At 58.8% G+C, this 16,687-nt stretch carries 16 protein-coding genes and 3 tRNA genes; 13 read left to right on the forward strand and 6 right to left on the reverse strand.

Features of this window, described 5'->3' with window-relative positions; genetic code table 11:
• The first annotated feature begins 155 nt into the window (after window positions 1–155).
• The 4 genes from ACN0SY_RS19105 (at window position 156) to ACN0SY_RS19120 (ending at window position 6,138) form a co-directional block, all read left to right on the forward strand.
• Window positions 156–1,277 (forward strand): GNAT family N-acetyltransferase/peptidase C39 family protein, encoded by a 1,122-nt coding sequence (locus tag ACN0SY_RS19105; RefSeq protein ID WP_417690024.1) that lies wholly within the window; start codon window positions 156–158, stop codon window positions 1,275–1,277.
• Between the two features lie 6 nt (window positions 1,278–1,283).
• Window positions 1,284–2,747, forward strand: a complete 1,464-nt coding sequence (locus tag ACN0SY_RS19110; RefSeq protein ID WP_417690026.1) for a RimK family protein — start codon at window positions 1,284–1,286, stop codon at window positions 2,745–2,747.
• A 447-nt stretch (window positions 2,748–3,194) separates the two neighbouring features.
• A complete protein-coding gene (gene thrS / locus ACN0SY_RS19115) occupies window positions 3,195–5,177 on the forward strand; it encodes a threonine--tRNA ligase (RefSeq protein WP_417690028.1) in 1,983 nt (660 codons plus the stop codon).
• A 142-nt stretch (window positions 5,178–5,319) separates the two neighbouring features.
• Window positions 5,320–6,138, forward strand: coding sequence for a lysophospholipid acyltransferase family protein (locus tag ACN0SY_RS19120; RefSeq protein WP_417690030.1), 819 nt, complete (start codon window positions 5,320–5,322; stop codon window positions 6,136–6,138).
• Window positions 6,139–6,166: 28 nt separating this feature from the next.
• On the opposite strand, the gene ACN0SY_RS19125 is transcribed toward ACN0SY_RS19120, so the two are convergent.
• The gene (locus ACN0SY_RS19125; RefSeq protein WP_417690032.1) at window positions 6,167–7,207 is read right to left on the reverse strand and encodes a hypothetical protein; all 1,041 of its coding nucleotides are present in this window, start codon (window positions 7,205–7,207) and stop codon (window positions 6,167–6,169) included.
• A 203-nt stretch (window positions 7,208–7,410) separates the two neighbouring features.
• On the opposite strand from ACN0SY_RS19125, the gene ACN0SY_RS19130 reads away from it, so the two are divergent.
• The 4 genes from ACN0SY_RS19130 (at window position 7,411) to ACN0SY_RS19145 (ending at window position 11,116) form a co-directional block, all read left to right on the forward strand.
• Window positions 7,411–8,004, forward strand: coding sequence for a nitroreductase (locus ACN0SY_RS19130; protein WP_417690034.1), 594 nt, complete (start codon window positions 7,411–7,413; stop codon window positions 8,002–8,004).
• A gap of 6 nt (window positions 8,005–8,010) precedes the next feature.
• A complete protein-coding gene (locus ACN0SY_RS19135) occupies window positions 8,011–8,613 on the forward strand; it encodes a flavin reductase family protein (RefSeq protein WP_417690036.1) in 603 nt (200 codons plus the stop codon).
• Between the two features lie 249 nt (window positions 8,614–8,862).
• Window positions 8,863–9,885, forward strand: a complete 1,023-nt coding sequence (locus ACN0SY_RS19140; RefSeq protein ID WP_417690038.1) for a transglycosylase SLT domain-containing protein — start codon at window positions 8,863–8,865, stop codon at window positions 9,883–9,885.
• A 97-nt stretch (window positions 9,886–9,982) separates the two neighbouring features.
• Window positions 9,983–11,116, forward strand: a complete 1,134-nt coding sequence (locus ACN0SY_RS19145; RefSeq protein ID WP_417690040.1) for a DUF2336 domain-containing protein — start codon at window positions 9,983–9,985, stop codon at window positions 11,114–11,116.
• A gap of 58 nt (window positions 11,117–11,174) precedes the next feature.
• Here the strand turns inward: ACN0SY_RS19145 and ACN0SY_RS19150 are convergent, their stop codons facing one another.
• The 4 genes from ACN0SY_RS19150 to ACN0SY_RS19165 all read right to left on the reverse strand — a co-directional run bounded on the left by ACN0SY_RS19150 (window position 11,175) and on the right by ACN0SY_RS19165 (window position 13,939).
• Window positions 11,175–11,687 carry an Hpt domain-containing protein gene (locus ACN0SY_RS19150; RefSeq protein ID WP_417690042.1) on the reverse strand — a complete coding sequence of 171 codons (513 nt, stop codon included), beginning with the start codon at window positions 11,685–11,687 and terminating at the stop codon, window positions 11,175–11,177.
• 93 nt (window positions 11,688–11,780) lie between these two features.
• Window positions 11,781–12,581: an NAD kinase gene (locus tag ACN0SY_RS19155; protein ID WP_417690044.1), complete on the reverse strand. Its 801-nt coding sequence runs from the start codon at window positions 12,579–12,581 to the stop codon at window positions 11,781–11,783.
• 123 nt (window positions 12,582–12,704) lie between these two features.
• The gene (locus tag ACN0SY_RS19160) at window positions 12,705–13,586 is read right to left on the reverse strand and encodes a trypsin-like serine peptidase (RefSeq protein ID WP_417690046.1); all 882 of its coding nucleotides are present in this window, start codon (window positions 13,584–13,586) and stop codon (window positions 12,705–12,707) included.
• Between the two features lie 277 nt (window positions 13,587–13,863).
• A tRNA-Thr gene (locus ACN0SY_RS19165) sits at window positions 13,864–13,939 on the reverse strand.
• A 224-nt stretch (window positions 13,940–14,163) separates the two neighbouring features.
• Between ACN0SY_RS19165 and ACN0SY_RS19170 the strand changes: the two genes are divergently transcribed.
• Together ACN0SY_RS19170 and ACN0SY_RS19175 are read left to right on the forward strand one after the other, a co-directional pair.
• On the forward strand, window positions 14,164–14,472 hold the full coding sequence (locus ACN0SY_RS19170) for an antibiotic biosynthesis monooxygenase family protein (RefSeq protein WP_417690048.1): 309 nt from the start codon (window positions 14,164–14,166) through the stop codon (window positions 14,470–14,472).
• An 88-nt stretch (window positions 14,473–14,560) separates the two neighbouring features.
• Window positions 14,561–14,917, forward strand: a complete 357-nt coding sequence (locus ACN0SY_RS19175; protein ID WP_417690050.1) for a bleomycin resistance protein — start codon at window positions 14,561–14,563, stop codon at window positions 14,915–14,917.
• Between the two features lie 26 nt (window positions 14,918–14,943).
• On the opposite strand, the gene ACN0SY_RS19180 is transcribed toward ACN0SY_RS19175, so the two are convergent.
• On the reverse strand, window positions 14,944–15,747 hold the full coding sequence (locus tag ACN0SY_RS19180; protein ID WP_417690052.1) for a TrmH family RNA methyltransferase: 804 nt from the start codon (window positions 15,745–15,747) through the stop codon (window positions 14,944–14,946).
• 464 nt (window positions 15,748–16,211) lie between these two features.
• On the opposite strand from ACN0SY_RS19180, the gene ACN0SY_RS19185 reads away from it, so the two are divergent.
• The 3 genes from ACN0SY_RS19185 to ACN0SY_RS19195 form a co-directional block, all read left to right on the forward strand.
• Window positions 16,212–16,296 (forward strand) — tRNA-Tyr (locus ACN0SY_RS19185).
• 21 nt (window positions 16,297–16,317) lie between these two features.
• Window positions 16,318–16,391: transfer RNA gene (locus ACN0SY_RS19190), tRNA-Gly, on the forward strand.
• A gap of 163 nt (window positions 16,392–16,554) precedes the next feature.
• The coding region (locus ACN0SY_RS19195) for a GTP-binding protein (protein WP_417690068.1) at window positions 16,555–16,687 on the forward strand (133 nt) is incomplete at its 3' end.

The following is a 16,687-nucleotide window of genomic DNA, read 5'->3' on the forward strand; positions in this document are numbered from 1 at the left end:
AGACCACGGGTTTGCCGGATATTTTCCGCAAGACAAGAACCGGCCAGGGGAATATAATTTTCCCACCTTGCAAGGGGCCGTTTCGCTGCTACCTGCGATTCGATAATCGTCTCTTGTCCCGCGCCGGCGGGAAGGCAGTTTGAAGTTTGTCGCCTGTGACTTCCCTGACTGAACTGGACGCTGCAACATGCGTTCGTCGTGCTTTGGCTACCGACCTAGATAATCTGGTCGATCTGGAAAACCGTTCGTTTGACAGTGACCGGATCTCCAGGAGAAGCATGCGCCGCTTTCTCGCCAGTTCAAGCGCGTGCGTGATCGTCACTGAGCAAGGCGGCACACTGGTCGGATATGCGCTTCTGCTCTTGCGCAAGGGCACGGCATTGGCACGGCTCTACTCCCTTGCGGTTGATCCCCTTCGGCGTGGAACCGGCATCGCCGCGCGTCTGATGGAAGCCTGCGAAGCCGTTGCCTTCGAGGAAGACCGCTTTGTGCTCCGGCTTGAAGTTCGCCAGGACAACGCGCGGGCGATCGGCATCTATGAAAAGTCCGGCTATCGAACCTTCGGATCGGTGGAAGACTACTACGAAGATGGCTGTGCTGCCTGGCGGATGGAAAAGCTGCTCCATGGCCCCATGGTGGGCTCGGGCCGAGCTCCCTATTATGCGCAAACGACCGAGTTCACCTGTGGCCCGGCATGCCTGTTGATGGCTCTCGGACGGTTCAGCGAGAGCTTCTCGCCGACGACACTTGACGAGCTGACCCTCTGGAGGGAAGCCACCACCATCTATCTTGCCTCTGGTCATGGCGGCTGTGGCCCGTTCGGCCTTGCAAATGCGGCCGCGCGCCGGGGGCTTTCCGCGGAAGTCCGGCTCATGCCGGATGATCTTCTTTTCCTTTCGTCGGTACGCGACGAGGAAAAACGCCGTGTGATGGAGCTGGTTCAGGAGGGCTACCGGGAAGAAGCTCGGGCGCTGGGCGTGACGACGGGGGCAGAACCCCTGTCGGCGCGCGAGCTTGCCAGCTGCGTCCGGAACGGGGCAGCTGTCCTGGTCCTGATTTCCGGTTACCGGATGTTCGGGAAGAAGGAGCCGCACTGGCTGCTTGTCCATGACAGCGATGACCGTCATCTGATCGTGCACGATCCGTGGCTGGAGCACGAACGACATGAAAGTGCCGCCGATGCGGCGAACCTTCCGATTCCGGACGCCGAGTTCGACCGGATGGCGAAATGGGGGCGCACCGGAGTGCGTGCCCAGGTGATCTTGAGAAAGGCATGAACACCCATGGCAGCCTGGGTCATACTTGTTGACAGTCTGAAAGACTTCTCGAACGCGGACACGCCGCACAAGGTGATGACCGTGCGAGAGTATCTTGTCCGGCCGAAGCTCTTCACCGGCATCAATCCCCATATTCTCAATTTCTCACGGTCCTATGGCTACCAGGGCAGCGGCTATTATGCCTCGCTGCTTGCCGAAGCGCGCCAGCACCGTGTTCTCCCGAACGTGGAGACCATGATCGACCTGTCGAGCAAGACCATGTACCGGCATTCCCTGCCGGAGCTTGAGGATCGCCTCAACCAGTGCCTGCGAAAGATGACCGACGGCGGACAAGAGGTTTCCCGCATCCTGGTGTGTCTCGGACAGGTTCAGGACAAGGCGCTGGAGCCTTTCTCCCGGCTTCTGTTCGACTGGTACAGAACGCCGATCCTTGAAGTGTCGGTGGAGCAGGGCAGCTGGAGCAAGATCCGCAGGATCCGGTCGCTGCCGATATCAGATCTGACCGACCATGAGCGGGCATTCATGATTGGCTCGCTCGAGAAATACACCGACCGTCCATGGCGGGCGCCCAAGCAGCGCGCGACGATGAAATATGCGCTGGCCGTCCTGTCCGACCCGAAGGAAGAGCTGCCGCCGTCGAGCATTTCGTCTCTCAAATACATGTCCAAGGTGGCGGCCCGGCACGGCGTCGAGCTGGTTCCGATCGGCAAGGGCGATCTCGACCGGCTGGCCCAATTCGACGGGCTGTTTATCCGCGAGACGACGAATATCGACAACCACACCTATCGCTTTGCCCGTAGGGCCGTGCAGGAAGGGATGCCGGTCATTGACGACCCGGTCTCGATGATCCGCTGCACCAACAAGGTCTATCTGACGGAGCTGCTCGAAGCGAACGGCATTCCGATGCCGAAGACGGTGATCCTGTCCTCGCTGAAGGAGGCCGAAGGACTTGAAGAAAAGCTCGGGTCGCCGGTCGTCCTGAAAATTCCGGATGGTTCCTTCAGCCGCGGCGTGTTCAAGGTCACCGGCGACGAGGCCATCCGTGCCAAGGTCAAGGAGATGCTCGAGGACAGCGACATCATCCTGGCACAGGAGTATTGCCCGACGGAGTTCGACTGGCGCATTGGCGTTCTGGACGGGGAGCCGCTGTTCTCGGTCCAGTACCTCATGGCCAAGAAACACTGGCAGATCGTCCGTCACGAGGACGGCAAGAAGTCGGTCGAGGGAAGCTTCCGGACGGTGTCGCTTGCCGAAACGCCGCCGGCAGTCGTCGAAAATGCGGTCCGCGCCGCGCGGCTCATCGGAGACGGGTTCTATGGCGTCGATCTGAAGATGATCGGCGACCGTGTTGTCGTCATCGAGATCAACGACAACCCCAATCTCGACCATGGCTGCGAGGACTCGGCGGAAAAGGATGCGGTCTGGGATCAGTTGATCCGCTGGTATGTCCGGCGGCTGGAGAACAGGTGAGGGTGTACCTTTATGACCTCATGCTGAGGAGCCGTGCCAGCGGCGTCTCGAAGCATGGGCGGCATACGTCAGAGCAAGCGGCCCATCTTTCGAGACGCTTGGACTTTGCCAAGCTCCTCAAGATGAGGGTGTGAGAGCTGGGTCTCGATCTTTCCGTACCCTCGCCGTTGTCTTCCCGGTTTGGCGCAAGCGGCGGAACCGGGCTCCAGTCACCGCTGTCCCCGTTTGTGGAATTCGGCTGATGCGCCGAATACTGGATCCCAGCCCTCGTTGGGATGACAAAGCAGAGCGTGTTTCTAGCCCTGCTTCGTGCGGGATGACGACGGAGAGGTTTGGGCAAGGGAGCTCGCACCGGTTGCCCCGCCGTTCCAAATCACTTATGTGAGGTCCACTTCACAACACAAATGCTTACCTGCCTTGTTTGCAGGAGTGAGCCGGAGACGCGATATGATTCAGCTGACCTTCCCCGACAATTCCGTGCGCGAGTATGACGCTGGTACCACCGGTGCCGACGTTGCCGCAGGCATTTCCAAGTCACTGGCCAAGAAGGCCGTGGCCGTTGCGCTCGACGGGGACCTGAAAGACCTCTCCGATCCGATCACCGCCAATGCGAAGATCGAGATCGTGACCCGTGACGACCCGCGTGCGCTGGAACTGATCCGCCACGATGCCGCCCACGTGATGGCCGAGGCCGTTCAGGAACTGTGGCCGGGCACCCAGGTGACCATCGGCCCGGTGATCGAGAACGGTTTCTACTACGACTTCAAGCGCGTGCATCCCGACACCAAGCAGGACTGGCCGTTCACGCCGGAAGACCTGCCGGTCATCGAGAAGAAAATGCGTGAAGTGATCGCCCGCGGTGCCGATTTCACCAAGGAAATCTGGACGCGCGATGAAGCCAAGGCCTTTTTCAAGGCCAAGGGTGAGGACTACAAGGTCGAGCTCGTCGACGCGATCCCGGCCGATCAGGAACTCAAGATCTACAAGCAGGGCGAGTGGCTTGACCTGTGCCGTGGTCCGCACATGGCCAATACCCGCCAGGTCGGTAACGACTTCAAGCTGATGAAGGTGGCCGGTGCCTACTGGCGCGGCGACAGCAACAACGAAATGCTGACGCGCATCTATGGCACCGCCTGGTCTTCGGAGAAGGAACTGAAGGGCTATCTCCACATGCTGGAGGAAGCCGAGAAGCGCGATCACCGCAAGCTGGGCCGCGAAATGGACCTGTTCCACTTCCAGGAGGAAGGTCCGGGCGTGGTCTTCTGGCACGCCAAGGGCTGGAGCCTGTTCCAGAGCCTCGTGTCCTACATGCGCCGCCGCCTGAAGGATGACTATGACGAGGTGAACGCGCCGCAGGTGCTCGACACCTCGCTTTGGGAAACCTCCGGACACTGGGGCTGGTACAAGGAGAACATGTTCTCCGTGCAGTGCGCCGACACGGAAGCCGAGGACACCCGCGTCTTTGCTCTGAAGCCGATGAACTGTCCCGGTCACGTTCAGATCTTCAAGCATGGCCTGAAGTCCTACCGCGACCTGCCCCTGCGCCTGTCCGAATTCGGCATCGTGCACCGCTACGAGCCGTCGGGCGCCATGCATGGCCTGATGCGCGTGCGCGGCTTTACCCAGGACGATGCCCACATCTTCTGCACCGAAGAACAGATGGCGGCAGAGTGCCTGAAGATCAACGACCTGATCTTGTCGGTCTACAAGGACTTCGGCTTCGATGAAGTGGTCGTGAAGCTCTCCACCCGTCCCGAGAAGCGTGTCGGCTCCGACGAACTTTGGGATCACGCCGAAGAGGTGATGACCAAGGTTCTGAAGACCATCGAGGACCAGTCGGGCGGCCGGATCAAGACCGACATCCTTCCGGGTGAGGGGGCGTTCTACGGTCCGAAGTTCGAATACACCCTGAAGGATGCCATCGGCCGTGAGTGGCAGTGCGGCACCACCCAGGTGGACTTCAACCTGCCGGAGCGCTTCGGCGCGTTCTATGTCGACAGCAATGGCGAGAAAAAGACTCCGGTGATGATCCACCGCGCGATCTGCGGCTCCATGGAGCGGTTCCTCGGCATCCTGATCGAGAACTTCGCCGGTCACTTCCCACTGTGGCTGTCGCCGCTTCAGATCGTGGTTGCGACGATCACGTCCGAGGCCGACGACTATGGCCGCGAGGTTGCTGCGGAGCTGAAGAAGGCAGGTCTGTCGGTCGAGACCGACTTCCGGAACGAGAAGATCAACTACAAGGTTCGCGAGCACTCGCTGGCCAAGGTGCCGGTCATCGTCGTCTGTGGCATGCGCGAGGCCGAGGAGCGGACGGTCAACATCCGCCGGCTTGGTTCCAAGGACCAGACGGCCATGAGCCTCGATGATGCGATTGCCGCCTTCCGGAACGAGGCCATTGCGCCCGATCTCAAGCAGGACCTGAAATAGGATCTTCATGATAAACTGAGGAAAGCCGCGGCCAAACCCGCGGCTTTTCTTTTTGAGGCTTTGCGCCGTCATCAAATCGCAACATGGTTGCGGATATGGCTTGCGATCATTTCGATCCGCAGATGGACAAAACGGGCTCGCCTTGGACTACGCCGAATTCAGTTACGCAAATCCGGAACATCCGTTCTTCAAGCGGTGGGTCATCCGTTCAATCGAAGGGATATCCGGACGCAGGCGCCTGCTTGATCTCTACGAGATCTGGAAAAATACCAGCGTGGGCGTTTCGCATAACATCTGGAGCGATCTGCTCAAGCTGATCAATTTGAACGTTGCGGTTGCGGAAGGGGAATGGCCGCCAGCGAACCTGCCCGAAGGACCGCTGGTTCTCATCGCCAATCATCCTTATGGAATCGGTGACGGGCTCGCGATCCTCGCTCTCGCGGAGCAATTGGGTCGTCCGTTTCGCATCCTGATCAATAATGAGCTCCTGAAGGTTCCAGAGGTCAGGCCGTTTTCTTTGCCTGTCGACTTTGAGGAAACCAAGCAGGCGCTGAAGACGAATATGGAGACGCGCAAGGAAGCCCTGCGACTGTTGAGCGAGGGCACAACGATCATCGTGTTTCCCGGCGGCGGCGTTGCGACGGCTTCGAAGCCGTTCGGACGGGCCGAAGAGCTGCCTTGGAAGACCTTCACCGCGAAGATGATCCGGTCAGCGCGCGCAACCGTCCTGCCGCTCTATTTCGACGGCCAGAATTCCTGGTTGTTTCATCTGGTGTCGCGCTATTCGCTGACGCTGCGCCTGGCCCTCCTGGTGCGTGAATTCCGGCGCATCCTGGGAACCGCCATCACGGCCCGGGCCGGCGCACCAATTCCGTTCGAGACGCTCGCCGGGTTTCGTGATCAGAAGGAGATCATGGACTTCCTGCAAGGTCAGGTCATGAGCCTGCGGGATTTCAGATAGGATTCGATGGTCTCCGCTGCCGTTTGGTCTAGTTGGAGATCGGCATGCGTTCGGCGCTGCTGGTCACGACTTCCACTTCGCGATCCTCACCGGACACGACGGAAAAATCGGAACGGAAGGTCTCGCCGTTGTTGCGCGCAATGACCTCATAATCGCCTGCTGCGAGAACGAAATCCGGGAACGCGCCGTTTGCCTCGACGACAACGTCGCCACCGGGGCTGAGTACGGACCAACGGGTGTTGGCGATCGCTTCGCCTCCGGGGGAATTGACCAGCTTCAAGGTGATGTCGGCAGCCTTGTGATAAACGGTTGCCTCGGTCAACTTGCCCGGAATGACCTGGATGTCGGCGCGGATGACCGCGTTGACGTTTCCGTAGCGGCTGACGACATGGTAGGTATCCGCGTTCAGCCGAATGATCTTGTCGGATGAAACGCTCCCGGCAACGAGATTGCGCTCGCCGCGTTCATTGAATTCCGAACCGTAGATGTCGAAATGAACGGGGCCGGTGCTGATCGCTTCCTCGTCCGACAGGGCAGCTGAAAGCTTGATGCCTCCGGCGTTCAGGATGACCATCTTCGACTTGATGTCACGCCCCATGACAATGCGGTTTGTCGCGCTGGCATAACCGTAGGACGTGTGAATGAGATAGGCGCCCGGGTCCAGGCGGAACTCTGCGTCCCCGCCCTCTGCGGTTGCCACAAGTTCAAGCCGCCCCTCGTCGTTTGTCGTCTCGCTGTAAATACGCCAGATCAGGCCATTGTCGAGTGGCGGCGTATCGCGTGTCAGCTTTGCCATCAGGTAAAGCGCGCCCTGTTCAATACCGGCGCCGGATCCGCCTGTCGAATTGACGGAAGGGGCGTAGGGAACGAGAGTGTCGGAGAAAAGTGGTTCGGGAGCGCGGTCCAGAAGGTTCTCGATCGCCTTGGCAGGCTCCGTCACCTGCGCATTCGGATCGGGTTTTGGGGCCGGAGGCATCGGCGCAGTCTCGGCGCTAGCCGCCGAGACAAATGCCAGCAGAAACGTCAGACAAGTGGCCAGTAGAGCAATCTTGTGTGCGAAAGTTCTCACGCTGACTTGCGACCTTCTCTTGCTATTCCACTTTGGACGGCCTTTAGCGCTCGGAATCTAGCACGTTCCAGCCAAAAGCTCACGCCTGTCTTCTGAGCCGCAAATTGGGACAATTCAAGACATTTTCTCTAAAGTTGACAACTGCGGTCAATGAATTACGTCAGTGGGTCAACACAAACCGCAATCTGCAGGTACAGCGATCCATGTCGACCTTTGCTCCCCGCCGGCCCGAAGTGCTGGAGTTCCTTCTGACCAGGCGTTCGCATCCATGCGTCACCATGACGGAGCCGGCTCCGTCTGCAGAGGAGCTGCAGGATATCCTGACAGCTGCCGCCCGTGTGCCTGACCACGGCAAGCTCGCGCCCTGGCGCTTCATTGTCTACCGGAAGGAACAAGGGGAGAGCATCGGGCGGAAACTTCTCGAGTTTGCAGAGGCTGACAATGGGGCTCTCGATGATGCACGAAAGGAACAGGAACTCACGCGGTTCACCCGTGCGCCTCTCGTCGTCGGCGTCGTCAGCACTGCTGCCGTGCACCCAAAAATCCCGGTATGGGAACAGGAGCTTTCAGCCGGTGCGGCTTGCATGAGCCTTGTGAATGCAGCCAGTGCGTCCGGCTACGCGTCCCAATGGCTGAGCGAGTGGTATTGCTTTCATGAGGCCGCTGCCCGATATCTAGGGTGCCGCGATGCCGAGCGTTTCGCCGGCTTCATCCATATCGGCACGCCTTCCCAGGCACCGTTCGAGCGGCCCCGCCCGAATCTGGCCGACATCTGCACTGACTGGTCCGAGAGCTGACACCTCATGTTTTATGAAACGTCCAAGAACGATCATGGCCTGCCGTTCAATCCGTTCAAGGCCATTGTGGCACCGCGTCCGATCGGCTGGATCTCAACGCTGGACAAGGACGGCAAGCCGAATCTTGCTCCTTACAGCTTCTTCAACGGCATTGGGGACACGCCCCCGATCGTCATGTTCTCGTCCAACGGCTTCAAGGACAGTGCTGCCAATGTGGCGGAGACCGGCGAGTTCGTCTGCAACATGGCGAGCTATGACCTCAAGGACCAGATGAACATCTCATCTGCGCCATTGCCGCATGGCGTGTCTGAGTTTGAGCGTGCTGGTCTTGAGATGGCCCCGTCGAAGCTGGTCAAGGCACCGCGGGTCGCAGCGGCCTATACTGCGCTCGAGTGCAAGCACCTGCAGACGGTTCGCATGAAGGACCTTGACGGAAAGGACACCGAGTCCTGGGTCGTCTTTGGTCAGGTCGTTGCAGTTCACATCAATGACCAGATGCTTGTCGACGGCAAGCTGGACATCACAAAGATCCGTCCGCTGGCGCGCCTTGGCTACAAGGACTATTCGGTCGTGGATGAAGTCTTTCAGATGGACCGGCCGAACGTCTGAGGTCTCGGGTTCCAAAGTTGAAAGTGAGGTGTCGCGGCTGCGCGGCACCTTTTTTGATGCCTGCCTCGGGCGGAATTTCTGCCGTCTGGCTACCTCGACAACCCCTGTCATAAATGGCAGGGTCTGAGCGCTCGATTCGAGTACCCCTTCCTCAACGATCTCCAGCTCGTCCACCGCGTTAAGGTTTTGTTAACCTTTGCGGCGCGAAAGTTAATGAAACGGTAACGGTTTCATCGGGGAGAAGGGTCCATGCGAGTAGCTGACACCGCCTCGATCGCGTCTCGGATCGAGCAGGCATTTCAATCAGCTAGCACCTCTACGGGAACATCTTTCGAGTATCTCGTGAAGACGGCGCAGCGCGAATCCTCACTCAACCCAGCGGCCAAGGCGCGCACATCCAGTGCGACCGGGCTGTTTCAGTTCATCGAGTCGACGTGGCTCGAGACCATGAAAGAAGCTGGTCCACAGCATGGGTTGCAAAAATATTCTGATCAGATTCACCGGACGCGTAGTGGCAAGTACAAAGTCGCGGATCCGGCAATGCGCCAGGAGATTCTCAACCTTCGGAAAGATCCGGAAATCTCTTCCCTCATGGCCGGTGCACTGACGCAGAAGAACGCAAACCATCTGAAGAGCAAACTGGGCCGTGACCCTTCCGAGGGCGAGCTTTACATGGCGCATTTCCTGGGAGCCAATGGCGCAAACCGCCTTATCCGAGCTGCCGAGGACAGTGGCGATCTTCGCGCCGACAAACTGTTTCCGGCCCAGGCGAGAGCAAACAAGGCGATTTTTTACAATCGGAATGGCACGGCGCGTAGTACGGCCGAGGTTTACGACGTCATCACAAGCAAGCACAATAATGTCACGATGATCGCCAGTGCGACGGTTCCAAGTGCGAAACCGAGCGAACTTGTGAATGTTGCAGCCTTGCCGACCGGCAAGCCGCAAGATGAACCGGCTGTGACCCCAACCGACAATGATGTGCCGTCCCGGCGTGTCCTGAACGCGTTCCAGGCGACCGCAACGGCTGACCCATTCGAAGCATTGTTCCGGACGACGAACAAGGCCGACGAGAAGCCTTTTGGTTCCCGCTTCACCTCGGCTTTCGCAGCGGTGGAACATGCCAAGCTTTTCTCGGCCCTGAACACCGGCGATTCAAAGGTGGCTGCCCAGCAGCTCGCATCCCTGACCGGGGAGGGGCCTTTGGACCTCACGAAGTTCCTTTCCTATCGTGAGGAGAAGGAACAGAAAGACCTGCTGCCGCCGGTCTGATTGCCAATTGGCGCCCTCGTCAGATTTATGGTGAACCGAACGTTAAGGCTTTGGCGGCGATAGTGTCGTCAAAGACTTGAGGCAGTTGTGCGTCGCTATGATCATTCATGATTTTCTGAACTGGGTTGAGACTGCGCCTGAGGGACCGCGTGCGGAGGCCGCTGGTGCTCTTGCCCGCGCCTGGCTTTTTTCCGACCTGGATGAGGAAACCCGGTGCGGTGCCTCTGCCGCGCTGACCTTGCTGCTGGAAGACCCCAGCGAAGATGTGCGCATGACCCTTGCCCAGAATCTGGCGCGCAGCACTGACGCTCCCCGTCACATCATCCTGTCCCTGGCACAGGAACACGGAGACATCGCGTCGGTGGTTCTGTCGCAGTCGCCCTTGCTCTCGGACGTCGAACTCATTGACGGGCTCGCACATCCGGACGTGGAAGTTCACCAGGCGATCGCACAACGCCGCTCCCTGTCGCCCTCTGTGGCTGCCGCAATTGCCGAAGTATCCGACAGCGTCACCTGTGCGGCTCTGCTTGACAACACGTCCGCCCGTCTGGTGCCAAGCACCCTGGTCAGGCTGGCAGAGCGCTTCTCCTCGGAACCTTTGGTCCGTGAGCGGCTGCTGAAGTGCCGCGACCTGCCACTGGATATTCGACATGTTCTGCTTCTTGCTCACGCTCGAGCCCTTCGCAGCGATGAAGATGAGCCGAGCGAAGAGGTCTTGTCGGATGTTTCGGACCGCTTTGCCTTGCGGTTGATGCAGGGTGTTTCGGATGCGCAGCTCGAATTGCTTGGCCATTCGCTCAGGGCACGGGGCCTGTTGAACACGCGCCTTCTTTTGCGTGCCGTTTGTTGCGGACGCTTCAGGTTCTTTGCAATCGCTCTCGCGATCTTGTCCGGGATGCCCGAGGGCCGAGTGTCCGATGCGCTCTTCGCAGCGCGGCCGGCAGCGTTGCGCGCTGTGCTCAGAAAAGCAGGTCTGCCAATGCGTACGCACCAGGCGTTCCAGCTTGCGATCGATATCGCCCGGGAAGGCGGGGCTGATCTTGGGCAGGATCTCCCGCTCCATATGGCGCGTGGGCTGACAGAACGCCTGTTGGCCGAGCTTCAGGACGAGGCACTCGGCAGCGACGGCGACATCCTGGGCTTTCTGAGGCGCTTCTCAGTGGAGGTGGCAAGGCTTGAGGCGCGCGACTACCTGAGGCAGACGGCCCAGAAGGTACTCAGCGCAGCATAAGACTCAGGATTCCCTTGAACCTGGTAAATCGCCTCGTGCCTTATGGCGGGAGCGTCTCTTACTTGCGAATGTGGTTGAGATAGTCTTCGGTGACTTCAGTCAGCTTGTCGAGAAGGGCTGCGCCGGTTGTGTTCTTGTCATCCTTCGCACCTTCGGCGACCATTGCCCGGATGGCTTCCACATATTGTTCGACGAGCGGCAGCGGCAAGGCCTCCGGAGACGGGACACTCTCAATCAGGTGGCAGAAACTTGCGGCGACCGATCCGACAAGCGGATATCCAAGCGTTTGCGCCTGGCCCTTGATGTTATGCGCGCACTGATAGAGCCGATCGATACGCTCTGCCGACAAGCCGTTGGTCTGAACCTCGTCCCAGGCACCGAAAAGCGTCTTGCTCTCGTTCGCCATCCAGGTGCCGAAGTTGTGCGAGAGCCGCTCGAGGGCTTGTTCGGCCGCCTTTACCGGATCGAACTTTGCAGCCTCCCGCGGACTCATGACCCGGACTTTCTTGCGCAGGTCTGACGGCGGCTTGAGTACCTCATAGTCGTCATCCTCGAGCAATTCGGCAGTCATCCCATTTCCCCTTCGGCGAGTTCACCGTAACCAAATATGCCGTTGCCGGCTTAACAGCGGGTTTCCGTTGAGACTTTGGTAACGACAGAAATCTCAATAGCGGAACATTTCAGTGAGGATGCGTTCGTCCCAACTGTGGTCGGAGTCGAACATGATGAGTCCCTTGACGCTTCGTTCCTCGTGGATCGAGACCTTGGCGACGTGTCGGATTTCCGTGTGATCCGCAGATGCGCTGACAGGTCTCTTGAGAGGATCCAGAACCTCGATGTCAACCTTTGCGTGGCTGGGAAGCAAGGCACCACGCCAACGGCGTGGACGGAATGCGCTGATTGGCGTAAGCGCCAGCAGCGATGCGGAGATGGGCAGGATCGGGCCATGGGCCGAAAGGTTGTACGCGGTGCTGCCTGCAGGCGTTGCGACAAGGCAACCGTCGCAGATCAACTCTTCGAGGCGTACCCGGCCATCGACGGAAATCCTCAAGCGGGCGGCCTGGGACGTCTGCCGGAGCAGCGAGACTTCGTTGATGGCCCGGGCAACATGGCTGTAGCCAGTCTGATCGATGACTTCCATGCAAAGCGGGTGGATTGTGGTCACATCCGCTTCCTGCAAGCGCTCCCGCAGCCCTTCTTCGCGATACTCGTTCATCAGGAAGCCCACCGAGCCGCGGTTCATGCCGTAGATCGGCTTCCTCGTGCCCATGTAGGCATGCAGCGTCTGAAGCATCAGACCGTCGCCGCCAAGGGCAACGATCACATCCGCCTGCTTCGGCGGGACACTGCCGTAAATTTCGGTCAAGCGCTCCAGGGCTTCGTGTGCCTCTTCCGTATCGCTGGCGAGGAATGCGAGCTTATCCGTTCGAATGCCTGTCATCGCGACGGCTTCAGGCTGGTCCATTTGTCTCCCTGACGTGGCTTGGCCCGGGTTGGTTGGGTTCTATGGGCTCAAAGCTAATTAACAGCATCGGGCCCTCTCAGGCCAAGGCTGAAATTTGTCGTAAGACCCAAGAGGTATGGATATTCAGTCTTGAGCTTCGGGCAATATTGCCGGGCGCAGCACCAGGCCGGTTTCGGGAAACACGGTCGTGCCGCCGCTCTGGTCACTCTCGCCTGTCTGGATCGCGTCCAGCAATGGGTCAACTGCGGGCGGGCAAACGGGATTTTGGAGGAGGGCCTGCCACTGCGCACGCGGGACCACAACCGATGTGTTGTTGCCGGCTGTTGCCGACATGACGGCTGCAACGTGAAGTTTTTCTTCGTTGCGGATGAAAACGGGGCCGCCGGACGCTCCCTGCTTGGAGGCGCAATTGGTAATCCAGCTGCCGGAGACGTCGCCGATTATACTGCATTTCGGGTCGAATGTCGGCAGGAAGCGGCGGTCACGATGATATCCGGCCGTGGCAAGCACGGCGTCCCTAGGTGCAGGCTCCAGAAGGGAAGCTTCCATTTGAGGCACGGGTGGCAGCTCTGCCGGCTCCTTCAGGATGATCAGGGCGACATCCGAATAGAGGTTCTTGAGCTCAGGAGATTTGCCAGGCGAATAGGCCTCGTGGATCTTGAAGCAATCTGCTGTCAGGCGCGCTGAATACTGGTCACGCCGCACGCCTGCGAGGAAGATCACATCCTTTGGATTGAACGCTGCACCCGAAATGCCGTTGAACAGACAGTGTGCGGCGGTCAGCACGATCTTCGGCGCTATCAGCGTTCCGGTGCACATGAACGTCCGTCGATAGCCGGCAACATTGACCCGGCCGATCGATTGCCAGGGCGAATCCCGCGAATCGATGACCTGGAGTCTTTTGGGCTCTCGCGTTTCCGTCTTACGGGTTGGAGCCGCAAGTGAAGGTGTAATTGACAGGGTCGCAATGACGAAGGCGGCTTGGGCCCGGATCAGGCGCGTCATAATATGCGGCCGATCGAACGGCGACGATGTCCTGGCTTTATGGCGAGAGGCTCGCGGCAGTTCCGGGAAATGCATGATCACACCCACGTTGGCCTTCAGCGTGCAAACGATCTGCTCTGCCGTCAGGGAGTGGACAGACTCCTGCCGGTTCCAAGTCACCGTGATGCGGCCCTATGGCAGTCTGCAACGCAGGAGCAGCCTGAGACAGGGTCCTTAAACCTTCGTGAAGAGGCTTTCGGACGCCGTCAGGCAAGCGAAACGATAGGAATGGGAAAAATGGTGCCGGCAGCAGGATTCGAACCCGCGACCCCGAGATTACAAATCACGTGCTCTACCAGCTGAGCTATACCGGCGCCGGGAAGGCTTCTAGCAGATTGAATCTGAATTGCCAGTCCCGAATTGAATTTCTTCCCAATTTGGTTGGTTGTCCAAGGGTTCTCCATTTTCACGCAATCATATTTGGCAAAATCTATTTTAATATGAGAATTATATTCATATTAAATCAGGGCGCGCGAGGCCTTAGTAGCTCGAAGCCGCCAAAGCGTCGGAAGCCAATATTGATTAGAAAGAGGTTGTCATGTTTGTGGCCATGAATCGTTTCCGTGTAAACAAGGGCAAGGAAAGCGATTTCGAAGCCGTCTGGCGAAATCGGGATTCGCAGCTAAGCGAGATGTCTGGCTTCAGGACGTTCGACCTCCTGAAGGGCCCCGAGGCTGAAGACGGAGCAACCGTTCTTTACGCATCCCACACGATTTGGGACAGCAAGGCGGACTTTGTTGCCTGGACGAAATCCGAGCAGTTTCGCAACGCACACAAGAATGCAGGGCAAAACAAGGGCCTCTACGCGGGCGCACCAAATTTCGAAGGCTTTGAGTCCGTTTTGTGACCTGACCAAGGTTGGGAATTAAAAGTCAGCCGGCCGTGCGCGCGAACTTTGCGCGATCCGTTTTCTCTTTATCCATTGGGAGCAGAACATGCCGACGAGTGATATGGCGATCGAAGTCCTGCCTGTGTTGCCGTCCCTCGATTTTGACGAAACCCAAGCGTTCTATGGTGACGAGCTTGGATTTGGTGTCGTCTACTCGAGCGCGACGCGGCTCATTCTACGCCGCGTGCAGATTGAGTTGCATTTCTGGAAGACAGACCAGCGAGTGTTTTGCGAAAACTCGAGCTGCTACCTGCGTGGCGGCGGGATCGATGCGCTCTATGCAGAGTTTTCGGAACGAAAAGTACCGGGGCTAAGCGATTATGAGGTTCGCCCCTGGGACATGAAGGAGTTCTATATTCATGATCCGCACGGAAATCTTTTGACCTTCGCGCGGATCCCCTGATCATCCAACTTCGCAGGTTCGGGGCTTCAAAGGCCCATCTTGGAGCGCGCAAGATAGAGTGAGAGCACTGCAGCGTTCGACACGTTGAGCGATCTGATTTCGCCTGGCATGTCGAGCCGTGCGAGGGTGCTGCAGGCCTCGCGCACGCCCTGACGGACGCCCTTGCCTTCAGAACCGAGCACCAGAACGGTCTTGTCGGTGAAGACGGTGTCCTCGAGCGTGGCGGGGCCGTCACTGTCCAGCGCAATACACTGGAAGCCCTGCTCACCCATCTCCGTGACGAAACGGGCCATGTTCCTGACGCGCACATGACGGATCATGTCGAGTGCTCCGGAGGCGGACTTTGCCAGGACCGGACCTTCCTCTGGTGCATGACGCTCCGTCGTGACGACAGCATCGGCTGCAAGCGCGACGGCCGAACGCAAGATGGCGCCAACGTTGTGAGGGTCGGTGACCTGGTCGAGTGCCAGCACCAGCTTGGCGCCTTTCAGTTCCTTGACCCCGTAGGCGGGCAGGGGATCGGCTTCGAGAATCATGCCCTGGTGGACCGCATCCTTGGTGACCATGCGATCGAGCACCTTAGGCATCACGGTTTCAATGGGCACATCAATCGGCACGTCTCGCTCCGCCAGGCGGCGCTGCGCGTTTTCCGTGGCATAGAGCTTGATGCGTTTACGCGCCTTGTTGCGGAATGCGGCTTCGACCGTATGAAGCCCATAAAGATGGACCGGCCCCTCGGGGGGAAGACCGGGACGCCGCGGGCGTTGGTCCGGCTTGCGTCTCGAAGCGCCCGGCTTGAAGGGGCGGTGGTGATTGGGTTTGTCTGTCATAGGCCCAGATACCGTCAAATCCCGGCGCTCGGCAAGGCGCATTCTGGGGCGCGCACATGCCGAGGCAAGAATTGCGCTGTGACATACATATGTAAGCAAGCCCTGCGAGGTTGATTTGATCATGCCGCTGAAACCTATCGGCGCACATTGCTATTGTTGCGGAAATCGGAGTGTGGAAGCAGGAGGAAATCATCCACAAGCCCGGTTTGGAGGCTTTGAAAGCCTTGTCGAACGGACCAGCATCGGGCCTCGTGCCAGCAATTCCCTGCGTTCCCGAGGGGCTGACGACTGATGCCCGAGGGCGGCGCAGCAAAAAGATTGCGATTTTCTGATTTTCATCGCCAAAACAGCGTTGACACCCAAGGCCGTCATCTGCATAACACGCGCCACGGGATTGCTCGTCCCCTTCGGACGGGCTCTTCGGTAAGCCATCCTGACCGCTTCGGCGTGAAGTAGGACGTGATGGAGGAGTGCCCGAGTGGCTAAAGGGGACGGACTGTAAATCCGTTGGCTAAGCCTACGTTGGTTCGAATCCAACCTCCTCCACCATCGTCTTTCTTTGTCCGGTGCGCGGGTGTAGCTCAATGGTAGAGCAGCAGCCTTCCAAGCTGATGACGAGGGTTCGATTCCCTTCACCCGCTCCATCATGGGTGCTGATCGGAGTGTCCGGAACGGAAGGTCCTTTCGCCCGGAAAATCCTGAAAGAATATACGGGAAGCAATTCGTCGCTTCGGTCCACGAACGCCGGAAAGCGTCCCGCCTCGAGCCTTTATCGATTGAAACGCGTATTGGACAGAGAGCGACGCGATGGCGAAGGAAAAATTTGAGCGTAACAAGCCGCACGTCAACATCGGCACGATTGGCCACGTTGACCACGGCAAGACGACTCTTACGGCTGCAATCACCATGACGCTGGCTGAAACCGGCGGTGCAACGGCCA

Origin of the sequence: Roseibium sp. (assembly GCF_048261595.1) — a bacterium.
In the GTDB taxonomy this organism is placed as follows: Bacteria; Pseudomonadota; Alphaproteobacteria; order Rhizobiales; family Stappiaceae; genus Roseibium.